At 63.7% G+C, this 26,563-nt stretch carries 18 protein-coding genes; 3 read left to right on the top strand and 15 right to left on the bottom strand.

Annotated elements, in window-relative coordinates; translation table 11 throughout:
* The 8 genes from CNX70_RS08495 to CNX70_RS08460 all read right to left on the bottom strand — a co-directional run bounded on the left by CNX70_RS08495 (position 1) and on the right by CNX70_RS08460 (position 13,591).
* A complete protein-coding gene (locus CNX70_RS08495; RefSeq protein WP_096234350.1) occupies positions 1-2,376 on the bottom strand; it encodes a bifunctional salicylyl-CoA 5-hydroxylase/oxidoreductase in 2,376 nt (791 codons plus the stop codon).
* Complete coding sequence (locus tag CNX70_RS08490) at positions 2,373-4,001, bottom strand: AMP-binding protein (RefSeq protein WP_096234349.1); 1,629 nt, start codon at positions 3,999-4,001, stop codon at positions 2,373-2,375. The genes CNX70_RS08495 and CNX70_RS08490 overlap by 4 nt, the downstream gene beginning before the upstream one ends.
* A 93-nt stretch (positions 4,002-4,094) precedes the next feature.
* Positions 4,095-4,805 carry a response regulator gene (locus tag CNX70_RS08485; RefSeq protein ID WP_096234348.1) on the bottom strand — a complete coding sequence of 237 codons (711 nt, stop codon included), beginning with the start codon at positions 4,803-4,805 and terminating at the stop codon, positions 4,095-4,097.
* Positions 4,806-4,889: 84 nt separating this feature from the next.
* Positions 4,890-9,095 carry a hybrid sensor histidine kinase/response regulator gene (locus CNX70_RS08480; protein WP_425269251.1) on the bottom strand — a complete coding sequence of 1,402 codons (4,206 nt, stop codon included), beginning with the start codon at positions 9,093-9,095 and terminating at the stop codon, positions 4,890-4,892.
* Between the two features lie 81 nt (positions 9,096-9,176).
* Positions 9,177-10,346, bottom strand: coding sequence for a patatin-like phospholipase family protein (locus tag CNX70_RS08475; protein WP_096234347.1), 1,170 nt, complete (start codon positions 10,344-10,346; stop codon positions 9,177-9,179).
* Between the two features lie 39 nt (positions 10,347-10,385).
* Positions 10,386-12,161, bottom strand: a complete 1,776-nt coding sequence (ggt, locus tag CNX70_RS08470; RefSeq protein WP_096234346.1) for a gamma-glutamyltransferase — start codon at positions 12,159-12,161, stop codon at positions 10,386-10,388.
* Between the two features lie 83 nt (positions 12,162-12,244).
* Positions 12,245-13,003, bottom strand: a complete 759-nt coding sequence (locus CNX70_RS08465) for a 3-hydroxyacyl-CoA dehydrogenase (protein ID WP_096234345.1) — start codon at positions 13,001-13,003, stop codon at positions 12,245-12,247.
* A gap of 156 nt (positions 13,004-13,159) precedes the next feature.
* On the bottom strand, positions 13,160-13,591 hold the full coding sequence (locus CNX70_RS08460) for a hypothetical protein (protein ID WP_096234344.1): 432 nt from the start codon (positions 13,589-13,591) through the stop codon (positions 13,160-13,162).
* A gap of 293 nt (positions 13,592-13,884) precedes the next feature.
* Here CNX70_RS08460 and CNX70_RS08455 point away from each other — a divergent pair, with 293 nt between their 5' ends.
* Complete coding sequence (locus tag CNX70_RS08455; protein WP_096234343.1) at positions 13,885-15,933, top strand: TonB-dependent receptor domain-containing protein; 2,049 nt, start codon at positions 13,885-13,887, stop codon at positions 15,931-15,933.
* 46 nt (positions 15,934-15,979) lie between these two features.
* Here the strand turns inward: CNX70_RS08455 and CNX70_RS08450 are convergent, their stop codons facing one another.
* From CNX70_RS08450 to CNX70_RS08420, 7 genes are all read right to left on the bottom strand, one after another.
* Entirely contained in the window at positions 15,980-18,103 is a 2,124-nt protein-coding gene (locus CNX70_RS08450) for a sodium-translocating pyrophosphatase (RefSeq protein WP_096234342.1), read from the bottom strand.
* A 195-nt stretch (positions 18,104-18,298) separates the two neighbouring features.
* A complete protein-coding gene (adk, locus tag CNX70_RS08445; RefSeq protein WP_071078917.1) occupies positions 18,299-18,955 on the bottom strand; it encodes an adenylate kinase in 657 nt (218 codons plus the stop codon).
* 245 nt (positions 18,956-19,200) lie between these two features.
* On the bottom strand, positions 19,201-19,956 hold the full coding sequence (gene kdsB, locus CNX70_RS08440) for a 3-deoxy-manno-octulosonate cytidylyltransferase (protein ID WP_096234341.1): 756 nt from the start codon (positions 19,954-19,956) through the stop codon (positions 19,201-19,203).
* A gap of 2 nt (positions 19,957-19,958) precedes the next feature.
* On the bottom strand, positions 19,959-20,135 hold the full coding sequence (locus CNX70_RS08435; protein ID WP_010395789.1) for a Trm112 family protein: 177 nt from the start codon (positions 20,133-20,135) through the stop codon (positions 19,959-19,961).
* Positions 20,116-21,171 (bottom strand): tetraacyldisaccharide 4'-kinase, encoded by a 1,056-nt coding sequence (gene lpxK / locus CNX70_RS08430; RefSeq protein ID WP_096234340.1) that lies wholly within the window; start codon positions 21,169-21,171, stop codon positions 20,116-20,118. Before lpxK ends, CNX70_RS08435 begins: the two co-directional genes overlap by 20 nt.
* Positions 21,172-21,264: 93 nt before the next feature.
* A complete protein-coding gene (locus tag CNX70_RS08425; protein ID WP_096234339.1) occupies positions 21,265-21,705 on the bottom strand; it encodes an ExbD/TolR family protein in 441 nt (146 codons plus the stop codon).
* Positions 21,702-22,307 (bottom strand): MotA/TolQ/ExbB proton channel family protein, encoded by a 606-nt coding sequence (locus CNX70_RS08420; protein WP_096234338.1) that lies wholly within the window; start codon positions 22,305-22,307, stop codon positions 21,702-21,704. The genes CNX70_RS08425 and CNX70_RS08420 overlap by 4 nt, the downstream gene beginning before the upstream one ends.
* 1,329 nt (positions 22,308-23,636) lie before the next feature.
* Between CNX70_RS08420 and xseA the strand changes: the two genes are divergently transcribed.
* Together xseA and CNX70_RS08410 are read left to right on the top strand one after the other, a co-directional pair.
* Entirely contained in the window at positions 23,637-24,998 is a 1,362-nt protein-coding gene (gene xseA, locus CNX70_RS08415) for an exodeoxyribonuclease VII large subunit (protein ID WP_096234337.1), read from the top strand.
* A 274-nt stretch (positions 24,999-25,272) separates the two neighbouring features.
* Positions 25,273-26,529, top strand: coding sequence for an IS4 family transposase (locus tag CNX70_RS08410; protein ID WP_096233692.1), 1,257 nt, complete (start codon positions 25,273-25,275; stop codon positions 26,527-26,529).
* Positions 26,530-26,563: the final 34 nt, after the last annotated feature.

Genomic DNA, 26,563 nt, shown 5'->3' with positions numbered 1-26,563 from the left:
TCATCCTTCCAGCAGCCGCGCGGCCACCTGTTGCGGGGTGAGGCCCGTGCTGGCGGCGGCCAGCAGGCGCTCGCGCTGCAGATTGCGCTCCAGTTGCAGCTGCGCCGGCCGGTACTGCTTCGGCCAAGTTGCACCGGCGCCGCTGTAGCCGATGCGCGCCGTCTCCGTCAGGGTCCAGGCCGGGTTGGCCAGGTGCGGCCGGCCCACGGCGCACAGGTCGGCTCGCCCGGCGGCGATGATGCTGTTGGCGTGGTCGGCCTCGAAGATGGAACCGACGGCCATGCTGGCGATGCCGGCTTCATTGCGCACGCGGTCGGCGAACGGCGCCTGGAACATGCGCCCGTACACGGGCTGTTCGAGTTTACTGACCTGGCCCGAGGAACAGTCGATCAGGTCGGCGCCGGCCTGCTTGAACAGGCGCGCGATGACGACCGCATCGTCGGGCGTGATGCCGCCTTCGACCCAGTCGTGGGCCGAAATGCGCACGCTCATGGGTTTATCTTGCGACCAGGCGGCGCGCATGGCGTGAAACACGCGCAGCGGATAGCGGCAACGGTTTTCCAGGCTGCCGCCATACTCGTCCGTGCGGCGGTTGGTCAACGGCGAGATAAAACTCGACAGCAGATAGCCGTGCGCGCAATGCAGTTCCAGCCAGTCGAAACCGGCGACGGCCGCGGCCAGGGTGGCGCGCACGAAGTCTTGCTCGATGCGCGCCAGGTCGCTTTCCGTGGCCGCGCGCGCCACCTGCGACACACCGGCCAGATACTGCTGGCTAGACGCCGCCAGCAGCGGCCAATTATCCTGCGTCAAAGGCAGGTCGATGCCGTCCCACATGGGGCGCGTCGAGCCTTTCGGCCCCGCGTGGCCCAGCTGCAGGGCGATCTTCGCATCGCTGTTCGCATGCACGAAATCGACGATGCGCCGCCAGGCCTGCGTGTGCGCTTCGCTGTACATGCCGGGGCAGGCGGGCGTGATGCGCGCATCGGCCGACACGCACGTCATCTCGGCAAACACGAGACCCGCGCCACCCATGGCGCGCGCGCCCAAGTGCATCAGATGGTAGTCGCCAGCCACGCCATCGACGGCGCTGTACTGCGCCATCGGCGAGACGGCGATGCGGTTTTTCAGCAGCACGCCGCGCAGCCGGAACGGCGTGAGCATGGGTGGCAGAGCCGCTTGCGGCAATGCCACTCCGGCCTGTTCGCCCGCGCGCCGCGCCAGCCACAGTTCATAGTCGGCCACGTACTTGGGATCGCGCAGGCGCAGGTTTTCATGCGAAATGCGCTGGCTGCGCGTCAGCATGGAATAGGCGAACTGCGGCGCTTGCATGGCGCTGTAGCGTTCCACGTTTTCAAACCACTCCATGGAATTGCGCGCCGCGCTCTGGATTTTCAGCACCTCGATGGCGCGCAGCTGCTGGTAGGCGGCCAGCGCCGCATCGGTATCTCCATGCTGGCCGAAGCAGCGCGCCAGCTCGATGGCGTCTTCCAGCGCCAGCTTGGTGCCGGAACCGATCGAGTAATGCGCCGTATGGGCCGCGTCGCCCATCAGCACGACGGGCACGCCATCGTGCCGGTGCACCCATTGCCGGCAGACGATGCGGGGAAAGGTGATCCACTGCGCCGAGCCGCGCAAGTGCGGCGAATTGCTCAGCAGGCCATGGCCATCGAGTTCCTCGGCGAACAAGGCTTCACAAAAGGCGATACCCTGTTCCTGGCTCATGGCATCGAGGCCTGCGGCGCGCCACACGTGTTCCGGCGTTTCGACGATGAAGGTCGAAGTATCGCCGTCATATTGATAGATATGCGCCTGGAACCAGCCGTGTGGCGTCTGGCGGAAGGCAAACGTAAACGCCTCGAATTTCTTGCGCGTGCCCAGCCAGACGAAGCGGCAATGACGCTGCTCGATCTCGGGCTGGTAGCTGGCCGCATAGCGCGTGCGGATGCGGCTGTTCAAGCCGTCGCTGGCGATCACCAGCTCGGCGCCGTACTGCTTCGCGATGGCCTGGTCGTCCTGCACTTCCGTCTCGAACACCAGTTGCACGCCAAGTTCCTCGCAGCGCGCCTGCAGGATATTGAGCAGGCGCTTGCGGCCGATGCCGCAAAAGCCATGGCCACCGGAACGCACGGTCGCGCCCTTGAAGTGGATCTCGATATCGTCCCAGTGGTTGAACGCCTGCAGGATGGCGCGCGCCGTCGGCTCGTCCGCGTTGGCCAGGTTGCCCAGGGTCTGGTCGGAAAACACCACGCCCCAGCCAAACGTGTCGTACGGGCGGTTACGCTCGATGACGGTGATGCGGTGCTCCGGGTTCTGCTTTTTCATGAGCAGGCTGAAATACAGGCCGGCGGGACCGCCGCCGATGCAAACGATATTCATGCGGTGTCCGTGCGAAGTTTGAAGCGCTGCAGCTTGCCCGTTTCCGTGCGCGGCAGGGAAGGCAGGAAACGGATGGCGCGCGGGTATTTATACGGGGCGATCTGCTGGCGCACGAAGTCCTGCAGTTCGGCTGCCAGCGCGTCGCTGGCCTGGCAGCCATCTTTCAGCACCACGTGCGCTTCGACGATCTGGCCACGCTCGGCATCGGCGCGCCCGACCACGCCGCATTCGGCCACGGCCGGATGGCGCAGCAGCGCCTCTTCCACTTCCGGGCCGGCGATGTTGTAGCCGGCCGAGACGATCATGTCGTCGCTGCGCGAGCGGTAATAGTAATAGCCGTCGGCATCCATCTCGAAGGTGTCGCCCGTCAGGTTCCAGCCGTTCTGCACATACTCGCGCTGGCGCGGGTCGGACAGGTAGCGGCAACCGGTGGGGCCTTTCACGGCCAGGCGGCCCGTCACGCCGGGCGGCTGCGGCACGCCGGCGTCGTCGACGATGCATGCCTGGTAGCCGGGAATGGCCTTGCCGATGGCGCCGCGGCGTATGCCTTCGCCCGTGGCGGAAATGAAGATATGCAGCATCTCGGTGGCGCCGATGCCGTCCGTCATGGCCAGTCCTGTCGCCGCCTGCCAGGCGTCGCGCGTGGCCAGCGGCAGCGCCTCGCCGGCCGAGACGCACAGGCGCAGGCTGCGCAGCTCGTGCTGCGCGGCCAGGGGCGCCATCTGGCGGTAAAAGGTGGGTGCCGTGAAGCAGATCGTGGCTTTGTATTCACCGATGGCGCGCAGCAGACCCTCGGGCGTGAGTTTTTCCAGCAGCACGGCGCAAGCGCCAAAGCGCAGGGGGAACAGCAGCAGTCCACCCAGGCCGAAAGTGAAGGCCAGCGGCGGCGTGCCGATGAAGATGTCGTCGGCGCGCACCTGCAGCATGGAGCGGGGAAAGCAGTCGCAGATGGCCAGCAGGTCGCGCTGCATGTGCATGGTGCCTTTGGGCACGCCCGTCGTGCCCGAGGTAAAGCTGATCAGGCAGACGTCGTCGGCCGCCGTGTCGTGCGCAGGAAAAGGGACGGGCGGGGTGGCGTGAACTGCCATGCGCTGTTCCAGTTCCGCGTCGTCGGCGCCAAAGCACAGCATGGTCGGCAAGCCGGGCACGGCATCGAGTTCCCCGCGCAAGCCCTGCGCGCACAGCACGGCGTTTACTTCCGCCTTGAGGATAATAGTGGACAGTTCACGCGCGCGCAGCAGCGGCATGGTGGGCACGGCGATGCAGCCGGCCTTCAGCACGGCCAGCAGGCAGGCAGCCATCATCGGGGTATTTGCGCCGCGCAGCAGCACGCGGTTGCCGGGGATCAGGCGCAGGTCGGCCTGCAACACGTGGGCGATGCGGTCGACCTGCCGCGCCAGTTGCGCGTAAGTCCAGCGCTGGCCGTCGGCAAGGATGGCGGTGCGCTCGCCACCACCGCTGGCGACGGCCGCATCGAGCAGTGCGGCGACACAATTCAGGCGCGGCGGATACTGCAGCTCTGGCAAGTCCAGGCACAGTTGCGGCCAGAGTGCGCGCGGCGGCAAGTGCGCGCGCGCAAAGTCGTCCTGGGGAGATGCGGTGCTGGGCGAAGGGTCGCTGCTCATGCTCATCCTGGCTGGTAGCGGGCGCGTGCACATGGCCCGGAAGCAGATACTTTAAACCTAAAGTATTTTCCCGGCAAGCGAAAAACAGCAGATTCAGTCGATTCCCTCCTGTTGCCGTAGCCGGCGCGCCTGCTGCGCCACGCTGCGCGCCAGCGCAGCCAGGGCCGCCTGTATCTGGCCGCCGTCGAGCACCGATGCCTGCAGCAGGGCCATCATGCCGGCCTCCGCGCCATGCAAACCCAGGGTGCGGCAACCGAGGTGCAGCCGTTCCAGTTGCTGGCGCGCCTGGGCCGGCTCGCCGCGCGCCAGCAAGGCGTCGACCTGTTCGCTGGCGGCGCCGACCTGCCCCTGGAAACCCGTCAGATACGCCAGCAGGCGTTCGCTGTCGATGCCGAGGCGCTGCAAGGTGTCGCGCGGCACCTCGGCCGGCAATGCGGAGATGTCGAAGCAGGCGTCGATATGCTGGCGCACCTGCTCCGGCTGGAAGGGCTTGACGATGTAGCCTGCAGCACCGGCCTGCACGGCGTCACGCACCGTATCCTGGTCATTCGCCGACGACACCAGCACCAGCGGCATGGCGTCGAGCGTGCTGTCGGAGCGGATTTTCTGCAGCAGCTCCATGCCCGACAGGCGCGGCATGCGCAAATCGCAAAAGCACAGTGACGGGCGCAAGCCCCCTTCGAGCTGCTCCCACGCCGCCGCGCCATCTTCGGCCTCCACGATATCGTGCACGCCGCAGCTGTCGATCAAATGCATCAATACCATGCGCGACACGACATCATCGTCAACCACCAGTACTTTCATTGCTTTCTCCATTGCCGGCAGCGTCGGGGCCTGGCCGTATTCTACCCAGTTTCGCCGCGCGCTCCATGGCCGGCATTGCCTATTTTACATTTCCTTGCCCGAAACGGCTATTTGCGCCAACAGTGCGCGCAATTGCGGCAAATGCAAGGCCACCTGCGTCCAGCGTCCGCCATCCGCCGCCTCTTCCATTTCCGTGCACAGCATGTGCAGCTGCGTTTCATCGAGATAGGCGGCGCTGCCCTTCAAGCCGTGCAGCAGGCGCCCGGCGTTGTCCCTGTCCTGCGCCGCCAGGGCGGCGTCGAGTTCGCGCAGGCGCCCCTCCAGGTCGGCGACGAAGGCGACGCGGATGCGCCGTTGCAGTTCACCGCTGCGGATGGACTGGGAGGGTGCCGCGACGGGGGCAGCCGGCGCGATGCCGAACAGGGCATCGAGTTCGGCCTGCCCCCGCGCGCTAGCGCGCGGCACGTTCGACGGCATGCGCGGCAACATGAAACCGCGCTGCAGCTGGCGCTCGATGGCGCGCGCCAGCAAGGCATGCAGCGCCGCCTCGTCGACAGGTTTGCTGAGGAAATCATCCATGCCGACGCCAAGATAGCGGCTGCGGTCTTCCTCGCTGGCATTCGCCGTCAAGGCCACGATCATCAGTTCCTGGTCGCGCACGGGCTGGTCCGGCCAGCCGCCCACGCGGATCAATCGCGTCGCCGTGGCGCCGTCCATCTCCGGCATGCGCCCGTCCATCAGAATCAGGTCATAGCGCGTATGCACGCAGGCCGCCACCGCCAGCACGCCGTTGGCGACCACATCGACCCGGTGTCCCAGGTCTTCCAGCATGACGCGGATGATGATCTGGTTGGTGGGGAAGTCTTCCGCGCACAGCACGCGCAACTGGTGGCTGTGCGGCGCCAGCGCCACCTGCGGCAACAGCGGCGGCGCCACGCCATCGGCCAGCGGCAAGGTGAATGCGAAGGTGCTGCCCTGCCCCGGCGTGCTGGCCACCTCGATCTCGCCCTGCATCAGTTCAACCAGCTGGCGGCAGATCGCCAGGCCCAGCCCCGTGCCGCCGTAGCGCCGCGTGGTGCTGGCGTCGGCCTGCTCGAACTTCTGGAACAGGCGGGCCAACGCGTCCGCATCGATGCCGATGCCGCTGTCGCTGACGGTAAAGCGGATCAGGTTGACACGGTGCCCGTCGCTGCCGCTGGCCACGCCGGCCCGCTCGACGCAGACGCTGACGCCGCCGCGCTGGGTGAACTTGAAGGCATTGCCGACCAGGTTGACCAGCACCTGGCGCAAACGGGTCGGGTCGCCCACCACGAAGGGCGGCAAGTCGGGCGCAAAATCGATGGCAAAACCGATGCTGCGCGCGGCCGCCTGCTCCTCGAACAGGCTGACGACCGTCTCGATGGCCGCACCGAGCGCGAAGTCGATATTCTCGATACTCAGCTTGCCCGCCTCGATCTTGGAAAAATCGAGCAAGTCATTGATGATCACCAGCAGCGACTGGGCATTGGCCTGGCCACGCAATATCTGCTCGCGCGTGGCATCGTGCAACTGCTCGTCGCGCAGGGCAAAGCCCAGCATGCCGATCACGCCGGCCAGCGGCGTGCGCATCTCGTGACTCATGTTGGCCAAAAATTCCGACTTCTGGCGCGTCGCATCCTCGGCCTTGCGCTTGGCCAGGCGCAGACTTTCCTCGTTTTTCGTCAGGCTGCTGTTGGCTTGCGCCAGCTTTTTCGACTGCGCCAGCACTTCGATTTCCTTGCTCTGCAACTCGGCAGTGCGTTCACCGACCAGTTTTGCCAGCTCGTTCTGCTGGCGCCGCAGCGCGCGCACGCGCTGGCGGTAAGCGCCATACACGGCGCCCAGCAGCAGCGCCGCCATCAGGGTGCGGAACCACCAGGTTTTCCAGAACGGCGGCAGGATCGTGATGGCCAAGGTGGCGCCGCTCTCGTTCCACACGCCATCCTTGTTGGCCGCCTTGACGCGAAACACATAATTGCCCGCATCGAGGTTGGTGTAGGTGGCAAAGCGCCGCCCCGCATCCGTCATGACCCAGTCCTGGTCGAAGCCCTCGAGCCGGTAGGCGAACATATTGCGCTGGGGGGCCGCGAAATGCAGGGCCGCGAATTCCAGCGAAAAGACGCTTTCGCGGCTGGTCAGCACCAGCTGGCGCGTGTGGTCGATCGCCGTCCTGAGCACGTGCGCGAACTCGCCGCGGCCGATGGCCACCGGCTTGTTGAAGATCTGCAGTTCCGTGATGGCCACCAGCGGCGGCACGCGGTTGTCGTGGATATCCTGCGGCACGAACGCCGTCATGCCGTTAAAGCCGCCGAAATACATGGTCCCGTCCGAGGCGCGCAGGGCCGCGCCATCGAAGTACGAGCCTTCCACCGTGCCGTCGGCGCTGTCGTAGTTGCGAAACAGGCCACTGCGCATGTCGAGCCGCGTGATGCCGCTGTTGGTGCTCAGCCACAGTTGCTCGTTATCGTCGCCCAGGATGCTGGCGACGGCATCGTCGGCCATGCCATCCTTGCGCAGGAAGCGCCGGAAGCGGATCTCGCCCTTCGCATCGACATCCATGCGGTTCAAGCCATTGGCCGTGCCCACCCACAGCACGCCGCGCTTGTCCTGGTGCAGGAAATGCACTTCGTCGTGGCTGAGGCTATGCGGGTTTTGCGGATCATGACGGAAATGCCGGAACTGGCCGCTGGCGCGGTCCAGCAAATCGAGGCCGTGAAATGAGCCTATCCACAGCCGCCCCTTGGCGTCTTCCAGCACGGGCCGCACCATGTTGTCGGACAGGCTGTTCGGGTTGGCCGGATCATGGCGGTAGGTAGTAAAAGCCCGGCTGGCGGGGTCGAAACGGTGCACGCCGCCCCGCGTCGAGACCCACAGCATGCCGCTGCGGTCGCTCACGATATTGCGGATGGTGTCGCTGTTCGGATCGCCGGCGGCAAAGCGCATGGTAAAAAAACGCCCGAGTGCCGGATCGAAGCGGTGCAAGCCCGTCGAGCCGCCCACCCACAGCACGCCGTCCGGCGCCTTGTACAGGGTGGTGACCTGCTCGTCGCGCGACATGCCGGGCGAGCTGCGCAGGTCGAACAGGCGCGAGCTGCCGTCGCGCGTATCGTACAGTTTCAAGCCGCCCTTGGTGGCCAGCCACAGCTTGCCATTGCCCGCGTCGGCCACGGCGCGCACTTTCTTGTCCGCCAATGCGCCCACATCGCCGGGCGCCCGCGCCATGCGCGAAAAGCCGCCGCTGCCCAGGTCGACCCGGCTCACGCCGTTGTACCAGGAGCCGACCCAGAAGGTACCGGCGCGGTCGCGGTACAGCGCCGACAGCTGGTTGTCGGCGACGCTGAATTTGTCGCCCGTCTGGTGCCGGTACTGCAGGAAGGTATCGCTCTCGGGCAGCCAGCGGAACAGGCCATCGGCATTGCTGCCCAGCCAGACGGTGGCGTCGATATCCTGGTACAGGCTGGCCACGCGGATGGCGGAAAAGCCCTGTTTTTCATTCAGGCGCAGGCGCGACTGCGGCCCCTGCCCGGCGCCGCCCAGGCGCCAGCGCTCGGCGCCGGCCATGGTGCCGATCCACAGATTCTGCTGGCGGTCCACCAGTAGCGACTGGATCACGTTGTACTTCGAACCGGGCTCCGTGTCGACGGCGAAATGCTCGAAGCGGTCGCTGCCCGGCGCCAGCATGTCCAGGCCCGTGACGGTGCCTATCCACAGGCGCTGTTGCGCGTCCAGCGCCAGCGCCTTGATTTCATTGTCGCCCAGGCTGTGCGGATTGCCCTCTTCATGGTGCCAGGTACGGAAGGCGCCCGTGGCGGGGTCGAAATGCTGCAAGCCGTCCGAGGTGGCGATCCAGAAACCGCGCGCGCCATCGTCAAGAATGGCGTGAATATGCCGGTTGCCGTTGCCGCGCTTGCTCTTTTCGGCCGGGACGTAGTGAATGAAGGTCTGGCTGGCGGCATCGAAGCGGTCCAGGCCGTTGTCGGTACCGACCCACAGCTGGCCCTGGATATCGACATGCAGTTCGCCGACCCAGTTGTCGGCCAGGCTGGTCTTGTCGCCCTCGATATTCTTGTAGACGACCATGCGATAGCCGTCGTAGCGGCTCAGGCCAGACTGGCTGCCGAACCACATATAGCCCTGCCGGTCCTGGGCGATTGCCAGCACCGATTCCTGCGCCAGGCCCTGTTCCACGCTGAGCTGATCGAAACGCAGGGTGGGTGCAGGCGCCGCCGTGGCCGGGCCGCCCGGCAGCAGCAAAGACAACAGCAATACCACTTCGCAAACACGTCGAAATACCAGCACAATCGTCCTGTCAAAAAAAACGCGAAAAACCCGCACGCCGCTCCAAGGGCCGTCTCAAGAACCAAAAAACGCCAGTACATCGTCCTTGCGGGCCTGCGTATCGCGCTGTCCAAGACGGATCAGCTCGTTAGTATACGTCGATTCGAACAATAAATACGATGCCAGCGCCGCGCCGCGCGCTTCAGCCGCGCCGATGCCCGACAACATGGTGCGGATGGGACGCGGCAAACTGCCGATATGCCGGCTGGCGATGGCGTCGAGCCGCTCGGACGGCGCGATGACCAGCAATTCCACGGGCCGCAAGGCCGTCTTGCCCAGCAACTCGGGCGGCAGCATCGACAGGGTGAGGTTGATGCGGTTCAGGCGTTCGATGTCGACGGCCAGCCCATCGAGGAAGATCGACGACAGCGCGTGCCCGGCGATCTGCGCCAGACTGGGGTAGCGCGCCGCTTCGGACGCGGCGGGCGCCGGTTCCGTCATGCGCCCCGCGCCCACCACCAGCACCTTGTTCGCCCCCAGGTGAATGGCCGGCGAGATCGGCGCCAGCTGGCGCATGGATCCGTCGCCACAGTATTCGCGCTGGCCACCGATATACAGGGGCACGGCGGGAAAAATAAAAGGGATGGCGGCCGAGGCGAGCAAGTGTTCCACACCGATCTGGTCTTGCAAGGCCAGCCGCTGCGTGCGCACCCAGGGCGCGATCTCGGCCCCCGTCTGGTAAAACGTCATGTGGCGGCTGCCCGAATACGACGACGCCGTCACGGCCAGCGCATGCAGCAGCCCATCGGCCAGCGCCGCGTCCAGGCGCGGCAGGTCGAGCATGCGGTGCAGCAGGCTGACCAGCGGGGTATTGTCGAGCAGGGAATTGGGCGGCGAGGCATGCCACTGGCGCAGCAGCCAGCCGAACGACAACAGCGACAGCCAGCGCGCGCCCGAACGGATCACGCCCAGCGAATCGGCGCGGTAGACTTGCTCGACCTGGATGTGCTGCCACACGTCGAGCAGCTTTTGCACGCCTTCGCCAAAGTTGTCGGCGCGGCAGGCCAGCGCCGTGGCGTTGATGGCGCCTGCAGAGGTGCCGCAAATGATGTCGAACGGGTTGCGCGCCGGCGCCCAGCCCGCTTCCCACAATATCGCCGAAATTGCCTGCAGCACGCCCACCTGGTAGGCGGCACGGGCGCCCCCTCCCGTGAGTATCAAGCCTGTTTTATTTTGTATTCCCATGCCGGCAGATTAGCAGGGTCTTGATACTTTGTGGAAATTTCAGTCGCCACGCACCATGCCCTCTCTTCTCGGATCGGCGCCCCCAAACCAGAAATCCTTGCCGTGCGCATTCAGGCGCATGATGCCCTGCAAGCCGGAATTCTGTTCGATGACGCGCACCTCGTGGCCCAGCGCTTGCAGTGCCTCGACTTGCGCGGCAGGCGCGCGGCCCTTTTCCAGCTCCGTCGGGCCATTGCGGCTGCCGAAGTTCGGCAGGTTGATGGCTTGCTGCACGTTCAAGCCCCAGTCCATGGTGCCGACCAGCACCTTGGCGACATAGTTGATGATGGAAGAGCCACCGGGCGAACCCGTCGCCAGCACCAGCTTGTGCGTGCCCTTCTCAAACACGAGGGTGGGCGACATGGCGCTGCGCGGGCGCTTGCCCGCTTCGACACGGTTGGCGATAGGGCCATCGGCATCGCGCGAATCGAACGAGAAATCCGTCAGCTGGTTGTTCAGCAAAAAGCCGTCGACCATCTGGCGCGAACCGAACGCGTCTTCCACGCTGGTGGTCATCGACAGGCCGCCCCCAAAAGCATCCACCGCCACCAGGTGCGACGTCGACGGGCGCTGCAGCGCGTTGTCCATGCCCCACGCCACCTGCATGCCGGGCGGCGTGCCGGGCAAGGCTTTCAGCATGGATTTGTCGCCGATCAGCGAGGCGCGCTGCGCCAGGTAGGTTTTATCCAGCATCGAGGCGATGCCCTTGCCGGGCAGCGGCACGAAGTCCGTGTCGGCCACGTAGCGGTTGCGGTCCGCGTAAGCCAGGCGTCCCGCTTCCGAGAACAAATGGATCGCCTGCACATCGAGCACGCCGTCGACGGGCGCATACGGGCGAATATCCTTCACTTCCAGCATGCCCAGCATCTGCGCGATGGCGATGCCGCCCGACGACGGCGGCGGCATGCCGCACACGGTCCAGGCCTTGTAATCGCTGCACACGGGCTCGCGCACCTTGGCGCGGTAGCCGGCGATGTCTGCCGCCGTCAGCTTGCCCGGATTGGTCGGGTGCGAGGCCACCTTGGCGGCGATGTCGCGCGCGATGCGGCCCTGGTAAAAGGCGTCGGCGCCGCCACGGGCGATCTCGCGCAGGGTGCGCGCCAAGGCAGGATTCCTGAGCGTGTGGCCGACAGGCCAGGGCTTGCCGTCCTGGTCATAGAAATACGCGGCGGCGACGGGGTCGCGCTTCAGGGCCTGGTCCCAGCTCAACAGGCCGTTGAGGCGCTGGCTGACGGGAAAGCCGCCGTGCGCCAGGCGGATGGCGGGGCCGAACAGGGTCGCCCACGGCAGCTTGCCATGCTCCTTGTGCGCCAGTTCCAGCATGCGCAGCACGCCCGGCGCGCCCACGGAACGTCCGCCCACCACGCCGGTGGCACGCGAGACGGGGCTGCCGTCGGCATTCTGGAACAGGTGTTCATCGGCGCTGGCGGGCGCCGTTTCGCGTCCGTCGAACGCCTGCACGCCCTTGGCGCTGGAGTACAGCAAAAAGGCGCCGCCGCCGATGCCCGACGATTGCGGTTCGACCAGGGTCAACACCAACTGCGTGGCGATGGCCGCGTCGATGGCGCTGCCGCCTTTTTTCAGCATCTGGTAGCCGGCATCGGCGGCCAGCGGATTGGCGGCGGCGACCATGAATTTTTGCGCCGCCCAACCACTTTTTTCCGCATACGCGGTGGCGATTTCCGGCGCCTTTTGCGGCACTTCGGCAAATACGGGACTGGCGGCCAACGCCCCCAGCAAGGTCAGGCTCAGTGCCAGCGGCTTCAATGCGATCATGGATTCTCCGATAAAAAAGGGCGCACAGCCGAGCAAGGCTGTACGCCCCATACGGGGGTATCCTACATCAAATCACGCTGGGCTTATTTGGGTTGCATGCGGATCGCGCCATCCAGGCGGATAGTTTCGCCATTAAGCATGACGTTTTCCACAATGGCTTTCACCAGTTGCGCGTATTCGCCGGGCTTGCCCAGGCGCGATGGGAACGGCACCATCTTGCCCAGTGCATCCTGCACTTCGGCCGGCATGCCCAGCAACATCGGCGTCTCGAAAATGCCGGGCGCCACCGTCATCACGCGGATGCCGTTGCGCGACAGGTCGCGCGCCATCGGCAGGGTCAGTCCCACCACGGCCGCCTTCGACGAAGCGTAGGCCGCCTGGCCGATCTGGCCATCGTAGGCCGCCACGGAAGCCGTGTTGATGATGATGCCACGCTCGCCTTCAGCGGTGGCATCCTGTTTTGCCATGGCATCGGCCGCCAGGCGGCACATATTGAAGGTGCCCACCAGGTTGATGTTGACGACTTTCTGGAACAGGGCCAGCGGATGCGGACCATCCTTGCCCACGGTTTTCACGGCCGGCGCCACGCCGGCGCAGTTGACCAGGCCGCGCAATGGTCCCAGCTTGCCTGCCGCTGCCACCACGGCCATGCCGTCTTCTTCCGAGGTGACGTCGCACTGCACGAACACGCCGTTCAGTTCAGCGGCCAGCGCCTGGCCCGCCTCCGTCTGCACATCGGCCAGCACGACCTTGCCGCCAGCGGCCGTCAGCATGCGCGCCGTGGCGGCGCCCAAACCCGATGCGCCGCCCGTGATGATGAATACATTGTCCTGAATCTGCATGAAATCTCCTGAGTGATGAGGGCCGTGTTCGCGGCGCCCGATGGTTGCATGGTGCATGATGCCATCATTACGTTTACGTAAACGTAATGTCGGCGACAATTGTAGCCACTTTTACGCGCGCTCAGCGAAAACTTGTAGCAGCAACCAATAGCAAGGCTAAAAACACTGCATGAAAGCGCCGTTGCGGTGACAGATGCGGCCGTTGGCATCAAGCGTGGCGTTGCCCGCGCCGTTGTAGCGCGCGCCGGCCGCATCGCGGCAACCGCCCGTGTCGCAGGCACCAATGGGCTGCGGCGCACCGGGCATGGGTACCGCCGGGCCGGGCGGCAGGGGCGCGATGGGCACGACGGGCGGCGCCATGCGCTGCACGGGCATGCGGCCGATTACTTGCGCCACGGAACGGCGCGGCTGCACGGGCTGCGCTGGGCGGCAAGGTTCCACCGCCAGCTTGCCGCTGTCGCGCGGGTCAAGCTGGCACACGGGCAGTTGTTGATCCGGCGCCGCCGGCTCCTGCGCCCAGGCATGGCCGCCAGCCAGCAGCCACATGCCGCAGGCCAGCGCCGGCATCATTTTGATCATCGTCTTCATGCCGCTTTCCCCAATAGCCATCGCACAGCGTTCATTATTGGCACACGCCGCGCCAGATGCCAGCGTGAGTAACAATTTCTCACGTTTGCACGTGCTGCACGCCACCGATGCACACCTTGCAACGGTGTTTTTATTTCCCCTCAGCACTTTCCTTCTTGCCAGGATGGCATTACAATAAGAACGATTCTTATTCTCATTAGCGGAATTCGAGCGCAGCTTATTCTCTTTTCATTCATTTATACCCGAGCCACCCGGAAGGCAGCCAGGAAATAACAACATCCGGAAAGTTCACCATGACCAAGCGTAGTCCCGCCATCGTAGCCCCCGTCGCCACTCCCGCCCGTGCCGCCCTGCTCCTGCCCTGCCTGCTGTCGCTAGCCGTCAGCAGCGCCTGGGCCGAAGGCAATGTGGCCGCCGATCCCACCATGAACACGGTGGTCGTCACCGCGTCGGGCACGGCCATCGACATCAAGGATGCACCGGCCAGTATCAGCGTCATCACGCGCAAGGAAATCGAGCGCCAGCCCGTGTATGACCTCAACACCTTGCTGCGCCGCATCCCCGGCGTCACGGGCGGCACCAGTCCCGAAGGCGAGGCGTCGAAGATCAAGCTGCGCGGCTTGCCCGACAAATACACCTTGATTCTGGTTGATGGCAAGCGCGTGGGCAGCTCGGCCGACACCGCCTACCGCCCCGACCTGGGCCGCCAGGACTTGAACTGGATCTCGCCCGACATGATCGAGCGCATCGAAGTGGTGCGGGGACCGATGTCCTCGCTGTACGGATCGGACGCCATGGGCGGCGTGATCAACATCATCACGCGCAAGATACCGGGCAAGTGGAACGGTTCGGCCACGGCCAACTACACGCAGCCGCAGGACAGCGACCGCGGCACGGCGCACCAGCTGGGCGTGAACCTGGCGGGTCCCCTGTCGGACACGGTCGGCATGCGCCTGGGCGTAAGCCAGTCGCGTCAGAATCCCGATGAAAAATTCTTCGAGAAAGCGGGCAGCATGGGCGGCGAACGCAACCAGACTGTCTCGGGCCAGCTGAACTGGGCGCTGGGCAAGAAACAGAACCTGTCGCTGGACGCCAGCTACGGCAAGCAGCAATCGATGGATTCGTCCGCGCGCGATGCAGATGGCGATCCGCTGGTCTACAGCTGGGGCGCCAACAAACTGATACGCAAGAGCGTCAGCCTCGGCTACGAAGGCCGCTGGGACTTCGGCAAGACCATGGTCAACCTGTATCACAACGACTTCGATAACGAAGTCGTCGGCTCGGTAGCAAAATCCAAGGACAGCACGCTCGATGCCAGCCTGGAAAAACGGGTCGGCTGGGGCGGCATCGAGCAAATGCTGGTGATGGGCGGCCAGTGGAAGCACCAGGAACTGACGAATACGAGTACCATCGGCACCGTGCCCACCGATTACCTGGGTAACACCGTGAGCGGCGCGACCCTGTCGGGCACCACCTCGGCCCTGTTTGCGGAAGATCAATTGTTCCTGCGCGAAGACTTGACGGCCACGGCCGGCCTGCGCCTCGACCACCACAGCAAGTTCGGCAACCACTACAGCCCGCGCCTGTACCTGGTGTACCACCCTGCCCCCGCCTGGACCATCAAGGGCGGCATCTCGCAAGGCTTCCGCGCCCCGAGCCTGAAGGAAAACTCGCCGGCGGCGGCGACCAACTCGGGCGGACGCGGTTGCGGCAGCCTGAAACCGCTGGGCTACGTCACCGGCTCCTGCTACATGGCCGGCAATGCGGACTTGAAACCGGAAACGAGCACGGCCGGCGAGATCGGCGTGGCATGGGAGCAGAATGGCTGGGACGTGGGCTTGACCTACTTCCATACGGATTTCAAGAACAAGATCGACTATGCGCCGCTGGGCTTTTACCAGCAGCGCTGGTGGACCAAGATGACGAATATCCAGAAGGCACGTACCAGCGGCCTGGAAGCGACAGCCACCATCCCGCTGACGAAAAACCTGAACTGGCGTAACAACGTGACCTACATGGCGGAAGCGAAAAACCTGACCACGGGCGCCAACCTGCTGTCGACACCGAAGCTGTCGTGGTACTCGGCGCTGGGCTGGCAAGTCAACGACCAGCTGTTCGGCGAAGTATCGGCCCAGTACACGGGCAAGGAACTCGATGCCGGCAAGCTGGCCGAAAAAGCCTACACCATCGTCGACACCATCGTGTCGTACAAGGTCACGCCCCAGTGGACCGTGCGCGGTGGCGTGCAAAACCTGTTCAAGAAGGGGCCGATGGCCGACGGCCTGGTCGACTATTACGTGCCGGGACGCCGTATGTTCGTCGGCCTGACGTCGCGCTTCTGACGCGGCACTGCCCTGCGGCATGTGCCGCGGGGCTGCAGGGAGTGCCTTACTGCGCCGGCAACACTTGCACGGGCGTCGCCGGCGCCAGGATGGGCGGCACGGGCGCGTGGATGGGCGCCGGCGCCTTGACGGCCAGCCAGCCCGTGGCCGGCAGCAGCGGCACCAGCAGCAGGGCCACGATATTGATGATCTTGATCAAGGGGTTCACTGCCGGACCGGCCGTATCCTTGTACGGATCGCCCACCGTATCGCCCGTGACGGCCGCCTTGTGCGCGTCCGACCCCTTGCCGCCGAAGTGGCCATCCTCGATGTATTTCTTGGCATTGTCCCAGGCGCCGCCGCCCGTGGTCATGGAAATGGCCACGAACAGCCCCGTGACGATGGTCCCCATCAAGAGGCCGCCCAGCGCCGCTGGCCCCAGCAGCATGCCCACGACGATGGGCACCACCACCGGCAGCAGCGAGGGCACGATCATTTCGCGGATGGCGGACGCCGTCAGCATGTCGACGGCCTTGTCGTATTCGGGCCGCGCCGTGCCTTCCATGATGCCCTTGATATCGCGGAACTGCCGGCGCACCTCGACCACCACGGCACCGGCCGCGCGGCCCACGGCTTCCATCGCCATGGCGCCGAACAGATACGGTATCAGCCCGCCGATGAACAGGCCGACGATAACCATGGGGTTCGACAGGTCGAACGTAATGTAATGGCCCACCGATTCCAGCGCATGCGTGTAGTCGGCAAACAGCACCAGCGCGGCCAGCCCGGCCGAACCGATGGCGTAGCCCTTGGTGACGGCCTTGGTGGTGTTGCCGACGGCGTCGAGCGGATCGGTGATGGCGCGCACGGAGTCGGGCAGGCCCGACATTTCCGCGATGCCGCCCGCGTTATCCGTGATGGGGCCATACGCGTCGAGCGCGACGATGATGCCCGCCATCGACAGCATGGCCGTGGCGGCGATCGCAATGCCGTACAGACCGGCCAATTGATACGAGACGAGGATGGCGACGCAGACGGCCAGCACCGGATACGCCGTGGACTTCATCGACACGCCCAGGCCGGCGATGATGTTCGTGCCGTGGCCCGTCGTCGACGCTTCTGCGATGTGGCGCACGGGCTTGAAGTCCGTACCCGTGTAGTACTCGGTGATGTACACCATCAGGCCCGTGAGGACGATGCCGACGACGGTGGAACCCAGCATCTTGTAGCGCATGGCGTCGTCCGGCCACAGCAGCCACGTCACCACGGCAAAGCCGACCAGCGACAGGCCAGCCGCCCACCACAGGCCCGTGTACAGGGCCGACATGATCTTCGCGCCCGGCTTGGTTTTCACCATCGAGCAGCCGACGATGGAGGCGAGGATGGAAACGGCGCCCAGCAGCAGCGGATAGATGATGGCCGTGCTGCTGGCCTCTGCCATCAGCAGTGCGCCCAGCAGCATGGTGGCGATCAGCGTCACGACATAGGTTTCGAACAGATCGGCCGCCATGCCGGCGCAGTCGCCCACGTTGTCGCCCACATTGTCGGCGATGACGGCCGGGTTGCGTGGATCATCCTCGGGGATGCCCGCCTCGACCTTGCCCACCAGGTCCGCGCCCACGTCGGCGCCCTTGGTGAAGATGCCGCCGCCCAGCCGCGCAAAGATGGAAATGAGCGAGGCGCCAAACGCCAGGCCGATCAGCGGTTTGATCAGGTCATGCTGGGTCAGGCCGGGCGCGCCCGTCGTCACCAGCAGCCAGTAGAACAGGGTCACGCCCAGCAAGCCCAGGCCAACCACCAGCATGCCGGTGATCGCGCCGCCCTTGAAGGCCACGTTCAGGGCCTGGTTGATGCCCAGGGTGGCCGCCTGCGCCGTGCGCACATTCGCCCGCACCGAGACATTCATGCCGATGAAGCCGCAGGCGCCCGACAGCACGGCGCCGATCAAAAAGCCCAGCGCGGTGTGCAAGCCCAGCAACAGGTAGATGGCGATCAGCAGCACCACGCCCACAAACGCGATGGTGCGGTACTGGCGCGCCAAGTAGGCGGCCGCGCCCTGCTGGATGGCCAGGGCAATTTCCTGCATGCGCGCGTTGCCGGGATCCTGGCGCAGGATCCAGCTACGCGACACCAAACCATAAATGACTGCGACCACGCCGCAGGCTACCGCAAACCACAAACTGGCTGCCATATCGTCCCCTTCTGTTTTTATCCGACGTCATTGCCAACAGCTGCAGACCGCACCGGGTAGGCACGCGCAGCCAGGAAAACACGACCTGCAAAAAACCTGAACCACGAAAACGTTATGCATCCAGCCATGCTGGCAGTCTGCCTGAAAAGCTGGCAGAAAAAAAGCGGACACTCAGGTCCGCTTTTAAAAAACTGCTTATTCCGCCAAGGCGGCAAAGGCGCTGTCGCGGATTTGCTCGACCGGACCGACGCCGGCGATGCGGCGGTATTTCGGTGCGCCCGGCAGGCCGGACTTGGCCCAGTCGTTGTAATAGCCGAGCAAGACCTTGGTCTGGTTGTGGTAGACGTCCAGGCGCTTCTTGACCGTTTCCGCCTTGTCGTCGTCGCGCTGAATCAGCGGTTCGCCCGTGATGTCATCGACGCCGTCGACCTTCGGTGGATTGAACTTGACGTGGTAGACACGGCCCGAACCCGGGTGGCTGCGGCGACCGTCCATGCGCTCGATGATCGATGCGTCAGGCACGTCGATTTCCAGCACGTAGTCGACATTGATGCCGGCATCTTTCATGGCGTCCGCTTGCGCGATGGTACGCGGGAAGCCGTCGAACAGGTAGCCATTGGCGCAATCGGCTTCCTGCAGGCGGTTCTTGACCAGGCCGATCATGATGTCGTCCGACACGAGGCCGCCCGCATCCATGACTTTTTTCGCTGCCAGGCCCAGTTCCGTGCCTTCCTTGATCGCCGCGCGCAGCATGTCGCCCGTGGAGATTTGTGGAATGTTGTATTTTTCTTTGATGAAGTTAGCTTGGGTGCCCTTGCCGGCACCGGGTGCTCCTAAAAGTATCAGACGCATTGAAAGTTCCTAAAAAACAGATTTTGGATGGTGGTATGTGTAATTATTTTTTTTAGATGATGTTGCTATGGCTATCTTTCCCTACGAAACTTACCACAAAAAATCCCCGGAGCGCCAGTTTGCTATCGAATTGCCATGCCCTGATTGATCAAAGCCAGCAATTAGCGCGACGGACGTTTCAAAATGTGGTTTTTACTGCAGGCGCACAAATTATATTTGCACGCCTGCCGTTTTGCGGGTAATGCCTACAGGGCGCCGTAGTGGGCTTGCACCCTGGCAAGATCTTCCGGCGTGTCGACACCGGCGGCCGGCGCGCTATCGGTCACATGCACGGCGATGGCAACACCGTGCCACAGCACGCGCAACTGCTCCAGCGCCTCGATAGCTTCCAGTGGCGAAGCGGAGAGCGTCGGATACGTTTGCAAAAAAGCATTGCTGTACGCATATAGGCCGATATGCCGCAGCGGCACATAGCCGGCAGGCAGGCTGTCTTTCGACTGCGCGAAGCCGTCGCGGTGCCAGGGGATCGTCGCGCGCGAGAAATACAAGGCGCGGCCGTTCTTGTCCAGCACGACCTTCACCACGTTCGGGTTGAAGGCCTCAAGCACATCGTGCAGCGGATGCGCACACGTGGCCATGGGCACGGTACTGCTGATCTGCGCCGCGCAGGCGGCCAGCAGGCCCGGATCGATCAGCGGTTCGTCGCCCTGCAGGTTGACGACGATGGCATCCGGCGGCAAAGCGAGCGTGCGCGCCACTTCGGCGATGCGGTCCGTGCCCGACGGATGATCGCTGCGCGTCATGCACACTTCCACGCCATGCGCGGCGCAGGCGGCGCGGATGCTGTCATGGTCGGTGGCGACGATGACGCGCGCGGCGCCAGACAGGGCTGCCTGCTCGGCCACGCGCACCACCATGGGCTTGCCGCCCAGGTCAGCCAGCGGCTTGCCCGGCAGGCGCGTCGAGGCCAGGCGCGCCGGGATGATGACGATGAACGCCATCGTTATTCCACTGCGTCTTGCAGGGTGCGCGCTTCGTCCGCCCACATGATGGGGATGCCATCACGGATAGGATAGGCCAGGCGGTCGGCGCGGCAAATCAGTTCCTGCGCCTTCTTATCGTGTTCAAGCGGACCCTTGCAAACAGGGCAGACCAGGATATCAAGCAGTCGAGCGTCCACGACATTTCTCCACAATTTGTTGGGCCAGCGCGCTATCGATGCGCGCACTGACGGGGACGACCCACAGTCTCGGGTCATCTTTGAGATGTTCAATTTGCGCACATTTTACTGCATCCTTCTCGGTGATCAAGATCACATCCGTGTCGAGTTCCGCAAATGGCTGGTCGAGAAAGTCGTGATGGTCGGGCAAGGGCAGCTCCGCAAAATCCAATCCGGCGCCGCGCAGCATGGAAAAGAAGCGCTGCGGGTTGCCGATACCGGCCGCCGCCACGATGCGCTGGCCGCTGGCTGCCAGGGTTGCAAGCGGCAGGCTTTCGCCGCGGTTCGCCATGCGTTCGGCCACGCCACCGGCCAGCAGCATCTGCACCACCAGAGAGCCCTGTGGCGCGATCCTGGCCACGAGCGCCGGCGCCAGCTCGGGCGCATTGATCACCGTCACATCGCGCCGGCGGCGCGGCGATTCGCGCAGAGGCCCCGCCGGCAGCAGCCAGCCGTTACCGGCGCCGCGGCCGTCGAACAGCACGATTTCCACGTCGCGCTGCAAGGCGTAATGCTGCAAGCCGTCGTCCGTCACCAGCACGTCGACGTCCGGGTGCGCGGCCAGCAGCGCCCTGCCCGCTTGCGCGCGATCGCGCCCCACCATCACGGGGCAGCCGCCGCGCTGGAAAATCAGCAGCGGCTCATCGCCCACTTGCTGCGGCGTCGAAGCTGCTGTCACTGCGCGCGGCAGCCGGTCGGCGCTGCCATGGCCGCGCGAAATGACGCCCGGGCGCATGCCCGCATCGCGCAAGGCTTGCACCAGCCAGATCGTCAGCGGCGTCTTGCCCGTGCCGCCGATAAAAATATTACCGACGACGACGACGGGCACGGGCAGGCGCGTCGATGTCAACACGCCGGCGCGGTACAGGCCGCGCCGCACGGCACTCAAGGCGCCGAACAGCAGCGAGACGGGCCACAGCGCGCACGCCAGCGGGCCGCGCGTCAGCCAGGCGCGGGTCAATGTGGTTTCAAGCTTGGCGGGGGAAGGTGTGGGCATGGGTGTCAAATAAAATTGGAACCCAAAATCAACACCTGGGGTCGGACCCTGAGGGTCCGACCCCGGCACTTCGGTTGGGGTTGGAGGTTTGCCTTACTTGCCACCCGCTTGCGCAGCAAACGTCAGCTTTTCATAGCCGGCCAGGCGCGCCGCTTCCATCACGTGGATGACCATCTGGTGCATGGCGAACTGGTCGGCGTTGACCACCACCACGGGCGTCTGCGCGGGCGCCTTGCCGCCGTTGGCCGCCTTGGCCGCATTTTGCAGGGCATCGGCCAGGCCGGCCACGTCGCGGAACGAGACGGGTTCGCGGTTCACCGTGTAATTGCCCTTGGCGTCGATGGTGACGTCGATCTGCTGCGGCTTGTCCTTGGCTTGCTCGGCATCGGCCGTCGGCAAGGTGATCTGCAGCTCCGTAAATTTGCTGTAGGTGGTGCTGACCATGAGGAAGATCAGGATCACCAGCAGCACATCGATGAACGGGATCAGGTTGATTTCGGGGTCTTCCCGCCCCTTGCCTTTGCGGAAGTTCATTGGCGGCCACTGTGGACAATATCGACGAACTTGACCGCTTGCTGCTCCATGTCAATGACGAAGCTGTCGACGAGGGCGCGGAAATGGCGGTAGAAGACCAGGGCCGGCATGGCGATGGCCAGGCCGAAGCCTGTGTTATACAAGGCCACCGAGATGCCGTGGGCCAATTGTGCGGGATTCGAACCGCTGGCGTTTTGCGACCCGAAGATTTCGATCATGCCCACCACCGTGCCGAACAGGCCCATCAGGGGCGCCAGGGTGGCGATGGTGCCCAGGGTCGTCAGGAAACGTTCCAGCGTGTGGGCCACGCCACTGCCGGCTTCTTCGATCGATTCTTTCATCACCTCGCGCGGCGCGTCGACGTTGCGCAGGGCGGCGGCCAGCACCACGCCCAGCGGCGAATTGTCTTCCAGCTTGGCCAGCGTATCGGGCGTGATCTTGCCGTTGCGATACACCTGCACCACTTCATCGAACAGCTTGCGGGGCAGGATCTTGGCGCGTCGCAAATACAGCAGGCGCTCGATGATCAAGGCCAGGGCGACGATGGAAGCGATCAACAACAGCCAGATGGGCCAGCCAGCGGCTTGAAATATAGCGAGCAAAAGAAACTCCTGGTAAGAGAAGGCGGTGAAACGCCCGGACAGCCTGTATTGTACCGAGCGCCGAAGACTGATGGCATGTCGGCGCGGGAATGGCGCAATGTAGCGCGTTGCCGCGCCGGCGGCAAGTGGCGCCCGCATGCGTACTTGCCCACACGGCGCGGCGGGCGGGCGCGGCCAGCGCACAGTTTTGCACACTTTGTGTGGATAAGATTGTGAGCAAGCATGAAGTCCAGCATGCAAGTACTTGATTCATATGGAAAATATCATTCTGCGCAAAATACAGGCATAGCAGCTTGTCGACAGTAGTCAATGTCAATAAATTAATAGTTACAGAGTTCTGCACATTAACTGTGGACAAGATTGTGCGCAAAGCCGAGGAATTCAATTAAGCCATTGATTTTAAAGGATATTAAATCAATGCATAAAAAAGTGGCAAGCAGAGCGAAACATGCGGCATTTCCAGCGTCAAAGTTCTGCACACAATCTGTGGACAAGATTGTGCGCAAGCGCAAGAATAGACACCAAGTACCTTGATTTATATCGTTTTTATTACCCTGCATAAAAATGTAGCAGGGCCTGAAAAGCGCAGGTTTTCATGCCAAAACCCATCGTCAAACAATACTTTTCCACCGCCAATACAGTTCCACACATAAAGTGTGGATAAGATTGTGAGCAAGCCGATTGACTCCATGCAAGACCCTTGATTTAAAAGGAGTTTTTTTCAATGCTCAAAAATAAGGCAGCGACGCAGCCTGTGCATGCCGTGGAAAACCTGGACAAACCACGAAACGGTTTATGCAGTTTTGCACACATTCTGTGGATAAGATTGTGAGCAAGGCGTACACCTGGATGCTACACCTTTGATTTATATGGTTATTTTTATGCTGCGCAAAATTCAGGCAAACCATGCCATGGACATTTCAGTGGATAATTCCGGTGCTGCGCCAGAGTTCTGCACATTTTTTGTGGATAAGATTGTGCGCAAGGCCAGGCATGCGATACTAAGCGCTTGATTCCTATGTACTTTATTTCCGTGCGCAAAAATGTAGCAGGGCATTTTCCTTTGCCGACAGGGGCCTGTCCGGCAACGTTTGTCCAAGGCAAAAAGTTCCGCACACTTTCTGTGGATAACTTTGTGCGTAAGTGGCAGTGGCTGCACTGATGTGCTTGATATTAAAGGTTTTTTTCCCTGTGCACGCAAATCAGGCATACGGGAATTCTGCATGAAATCAAATACTTAGAAATAGAACTTGTTGTTTTGCGCGATATATGACATAAGCATGACCTCGCCGATAATATGTGGACAGCTTGCTTCTTTCCCCTTGCCAGATGATGAACGACTCCCCGACTGACAGCGGCTTTGCCGCCCCGCCCGTGCTGACCGTCAGCGCCCTGAACCAGGCCGTCGCGCGCCTGCTGGAACGCTCGTTTCCCCTGACCTGGATCGCCGGCGAGATTTCCAACTTCACGCGCGCCGCCTCCGGCCACTGGTATTTCACATTGAAGGATGACGGCGCCCAGGTGCGTGCCGTGATGTTCCGTGGCCGCGCCCAGTTTGCCGGTTTCACGCCGCGCGAAGGCGACAAGGTCGAAGTGCGCGCCCTCGTCACCCTGTACGGCGCACGCGGCGATTACCAGATCAATGTGGAAGCCATCCGCCGCGCCGGCGTGGGCGCCCTGTATGAAGCGTTCCAGCGCCTGAAGGAAAAACTGGCCGCGCAGGGCCTGTTCGACCAGGAACGCAAGCGCGCCATTCCCATGTTCGCGCGCAGCATCGGCATCGTCACCAGCCCGCAGGCGGCCGCCCTGCGCGACGTGCTGATCGCCCTCAAGCGCCGCGCGCCGCATGTGGCCATCATTCTGTACCCGACGCCCGTGCAGGGCCAGCAGGCGCCGGAAAAAATCGCGCACGCCATCCGCACGGCATCCACCAGGGCCGAGTGCGACGTGCTGCTGGTGTGCCGTGGCGGCGGCAGCATCGAAGACTTATGGTCGTTCAACGATGAAGCCGTGGCATACGCGATCGCTGATTGTTCCATGCCCGTGATCAGCGGCGTGGGCCACGAGACCGATTTCACCATCGCCGACTTTGCGGCCGACCTGCGCGCGGCCACGCCGACGGCGGCGGCCGAACTGGCGGCCACGCCACGCGCCGACTGGCTCGCCTCCCTGCGCGCCGATGCGGCCGACCTGCGCCGCGCCATGCGCCGACGCCTCGACGATGCGGCGCAAACGCTGGACCGCCACAGCCGTCGCCTGCTCAACCCCAAGGCGCAGCTGCAGCAGCAGCGCTTGCAGCTGCTGGCGCTGTCAACGGCCATGACGCATGCGGCGCGCGCGCCCGTAAACCAGTCGCAGTACGCGCTGGAACGCCTGCGTTCGCGCTGGGCCGCCTTGCGGCCCGATGTCACGGCATCACGCGCCCGCCTGGTGGAAGCGCAGCGGCGCGGCGGCGCGGCCATGGCGCAGCTGGTGACGCAGCGGCGCCACCGCCTCGACGGCCTGGCCGCGCAGCTGGAACTGCTCAACCCGCAGCGCACCCTGGAACGCGGCTACGCGATTTTGCGCGACGAAAAAGGCGCCATCGTGCGCTCGCCGGCACAGCTGCAGGCGCGCCAGAACGTCAATGTGCGCCTGGCCGAAGGCAGCGCGCAGATCGGCATCGCCAGCGTGCAAGCCACTTTGGAATAAAAAAGGCCGGGTGTCGTCACCCGGCCAAAACATACTACTGAGAGCTGCCACATACTGTTTATGTAACCCCAGAAGCAAACCCCGGGGTCGGACCCTCAGGGTCCGACCCAATCCACCCAAGTTAAGGAGCAAGCCCGCGCAATTGCTGGCAATTCAATGAAATAGTGCTTGACGTGGCACTGGCTTTGCGCGGCCGCCGCCTTGCTGACCTCTCTTTTTTCGACAGCGGCAAGGCGGCGGCCAATGAAGGTCTTTTGATCTTCATTGGCCCTTCATGTCGCTCGCTTCCTTGCTGTCCGATTTCTCCGACCATCTTCAATCCGACCAGTTTCGGCTTAGCGCCCGCCATCCTGATCATCCGATGGCGTTTCAACGTCGCCGCAAACTGCCGCTGCCATCCTTGGTGGCGCTCATGCTCACCGGCATGCGCAAGAGCGTGCAAACCGAACTTGATGAATTCTTTGGCCATCTGCAACAGCAGGCGCAACTGACGCACCAGGTGAGCGCCCAGGCTTTCGCTCAGGCACGCTCAAAACTTGCTACCACGGCCATCCCAGAGCTTAACGACTGGCTCATTGCACAAGCACAGCAGCATGGCTACCTGCCGCGCTGGCACGGTTTCAGGCTGGTCGCCGCTGACGCCTCGACCGTTCGCTTTGGCTTGCGCGCCAGCCATGTCAAACGCGCCGCCGTGGCCGATCAACTGGTGTTTGGCTTGTTTCTGCCCGGTGCCGAATTGATGCTCTCGGCCTCGCTATACAGTACCGACGTCGGCGAACGCCAGATGCTGTTCGAACAGCTCGACCAGCTTGGCAAGGAAGATCTGCTGTTGCTGGACCGAGGCTATCCATGTTACTGGATGCCCGCCGTGTTGAACCAGCGCCGCATTGCCTTCTGCATGCGTGTCGAGCAGGCCCGCGGCGGAGGCTTTCCCTGCGTCAATCAGTTTCTGAAGTCGGGGCTGCAGGAGCAGATCGTCACGCTGCGGGCGCCGGATCGGCGCGATGCGCTTGACTATGAATGTCCCGCTGAACCGCAGACCGTGCGCCTGATACGCCACGTTGCCTCGACCGGCAAGGTGCGTGTTCTGATGACCAATTTACTGGACGTTGAACAATTCCCTGCCGCATTGTTCGGAGACCTCTACCACCAACGCTGGCGCATTGAGGAAGCCTTCAAGCGCATCAAACACCGCCTCCATCTGGAGCACGTGACGGGACTGTCACAGCAGGCCCTGATGCAGGATCTGGCCGCCAAGGTAATATGCGATAACCTGCAGGCGTTGGCGAGCTGTGCCGCCGGCCAGCAAGATGCATTGCCGACGGACAGACGCATCAACCGCGCCTATGTCCATTCGGTACTCAAGCCGCTCTTGCCATCGTTGCTGCTTGGGCTGGCGGCAGCACACTTGCTTGCCGACGCGCTGGCTCTGATCGCCAAGCGAACGTTTCTACATCGCCCAGGACAATCAAGGTCACGGCAAACCAACGCCTACAAGCCCCATAAATACATGGCCTACAAGGCTGCTTGATGGCAGCCTGTTGCTTAACTTGGGTGGATTGGGG

The sequence above is a fragment of the Janthinobacterium svalbardense genome (assembly GCF_002327145.1).
In the GTDB taxonomy this organism is placed as follows: Bacteria; Pseudomonadota; Gammaproteobacteria; order Burkholderiales; family Burkholderiaceae_D; genus Janthinobacterium; species Janthinobacterium tructae.
This window is presented reverse-complemented; position numbering and strand designations above follow the sequence as displayed.

Coding starts and splice junctions, on each gene's coding strand:
- CNX70_RS08495 (WP_096234350.1), bottom strand. CDS start 2,376: ATGAATATCGTTTGCATCGGCGGCGGTCCCGCCGGCCTGTATTTCAGC.
- CNX70_RS08490 (WP_096234349.1), bottom strand. CDS start 4,001: ATGAGCAGCGACCCTTCGCCCAGCACCGCATCTCCCCAGGACGACTTT.
- CNX70_RS08485 (WP_096234348.1), bottom strand. CDS start 4,805: ATGAAAGTACTGGTGGTTGACGATGATGTCGTGTCGCGCATGGTATTG.
- CNX70_RS08475 (WP_096234347.1), bottom strand. CDS start 10,346: ATGGGAATACAAAATAAAACAGGCTTGATACTCACGGGAGGGGGCGCC.
- ggt (WP_096234346.1), bottom strand. CDS start 12,161: ATGATCGCATTGAAGCCGCTGGCACTGAGCCTGACCTTGCTGGGGGCG.
- CNX70_RS08465 (WP_096234345.1), bottom strand. CDS start 13,003: ATGCAGATTCAGGACAATGTATTCATCATCACGGGCGGCGCATCGGGT.
- CNX70_RS08460 (WP_096234344.1), bottom strand. CDS start 13,591: ATGAAGACGATGATCAAAATGATGCCGGCGCTGGCCTGCGGCATGTGG.
- CNX70_RS08455 (WP_096234343.1), top strand. CDS start 13,885: ATGACCAAGCGTAGTCCCGCCATCGTAGCCCCCGTCGCCACTCCCGCC.
- CNX70_RS08450 (WP_096234342.1), bottom strand. CDS start 18,103: ATGGCAGCCAGTTTGTGGTTTGCGGTAGCCTGCGGCGTGGTCGCAGTC.
- adk (WP_071078917.1), bottom strand. CDS start 18,955: ATGCGTCTGATACTTTTAGGAGCACCCGGTGCCGGCAAGGGCACCCAA.
- kdsB (WP_096234341.1), bottom strand. CDS start 19,956: ATGGCGTTCATCGTCATCATCCCGGCGCGCCTGGCCTCGACGCGCCTG.
- lpxK (WP_096234340.1), bottom strand. CDS start 21,171: ATGCCCACACCTTCCCCCGCCAAGCTTGAAACCACATTGACCCGCGCC.
- CNX70_RS08425 (WP_096234339.1), bottom strand. CDS start 21,705: ATGAACTTCCGCAAAGGCAAGGGGCGGGAAGACCCCGAAATCAACCTG.
- xseA (WP_096234337.1), top strand. CDS start 23,637: ATGATGAACGACTCCCCGACTGACAGCGGCTTTGCCGCCCCGCCCGTG.
- CNX70_RS08410 (WP_096233692.1), top strand. CDS start 25,273: ATGTCGCTCGCTTCCTTGCTGTCCGATTTCTCCGACCATCTTCAATCC.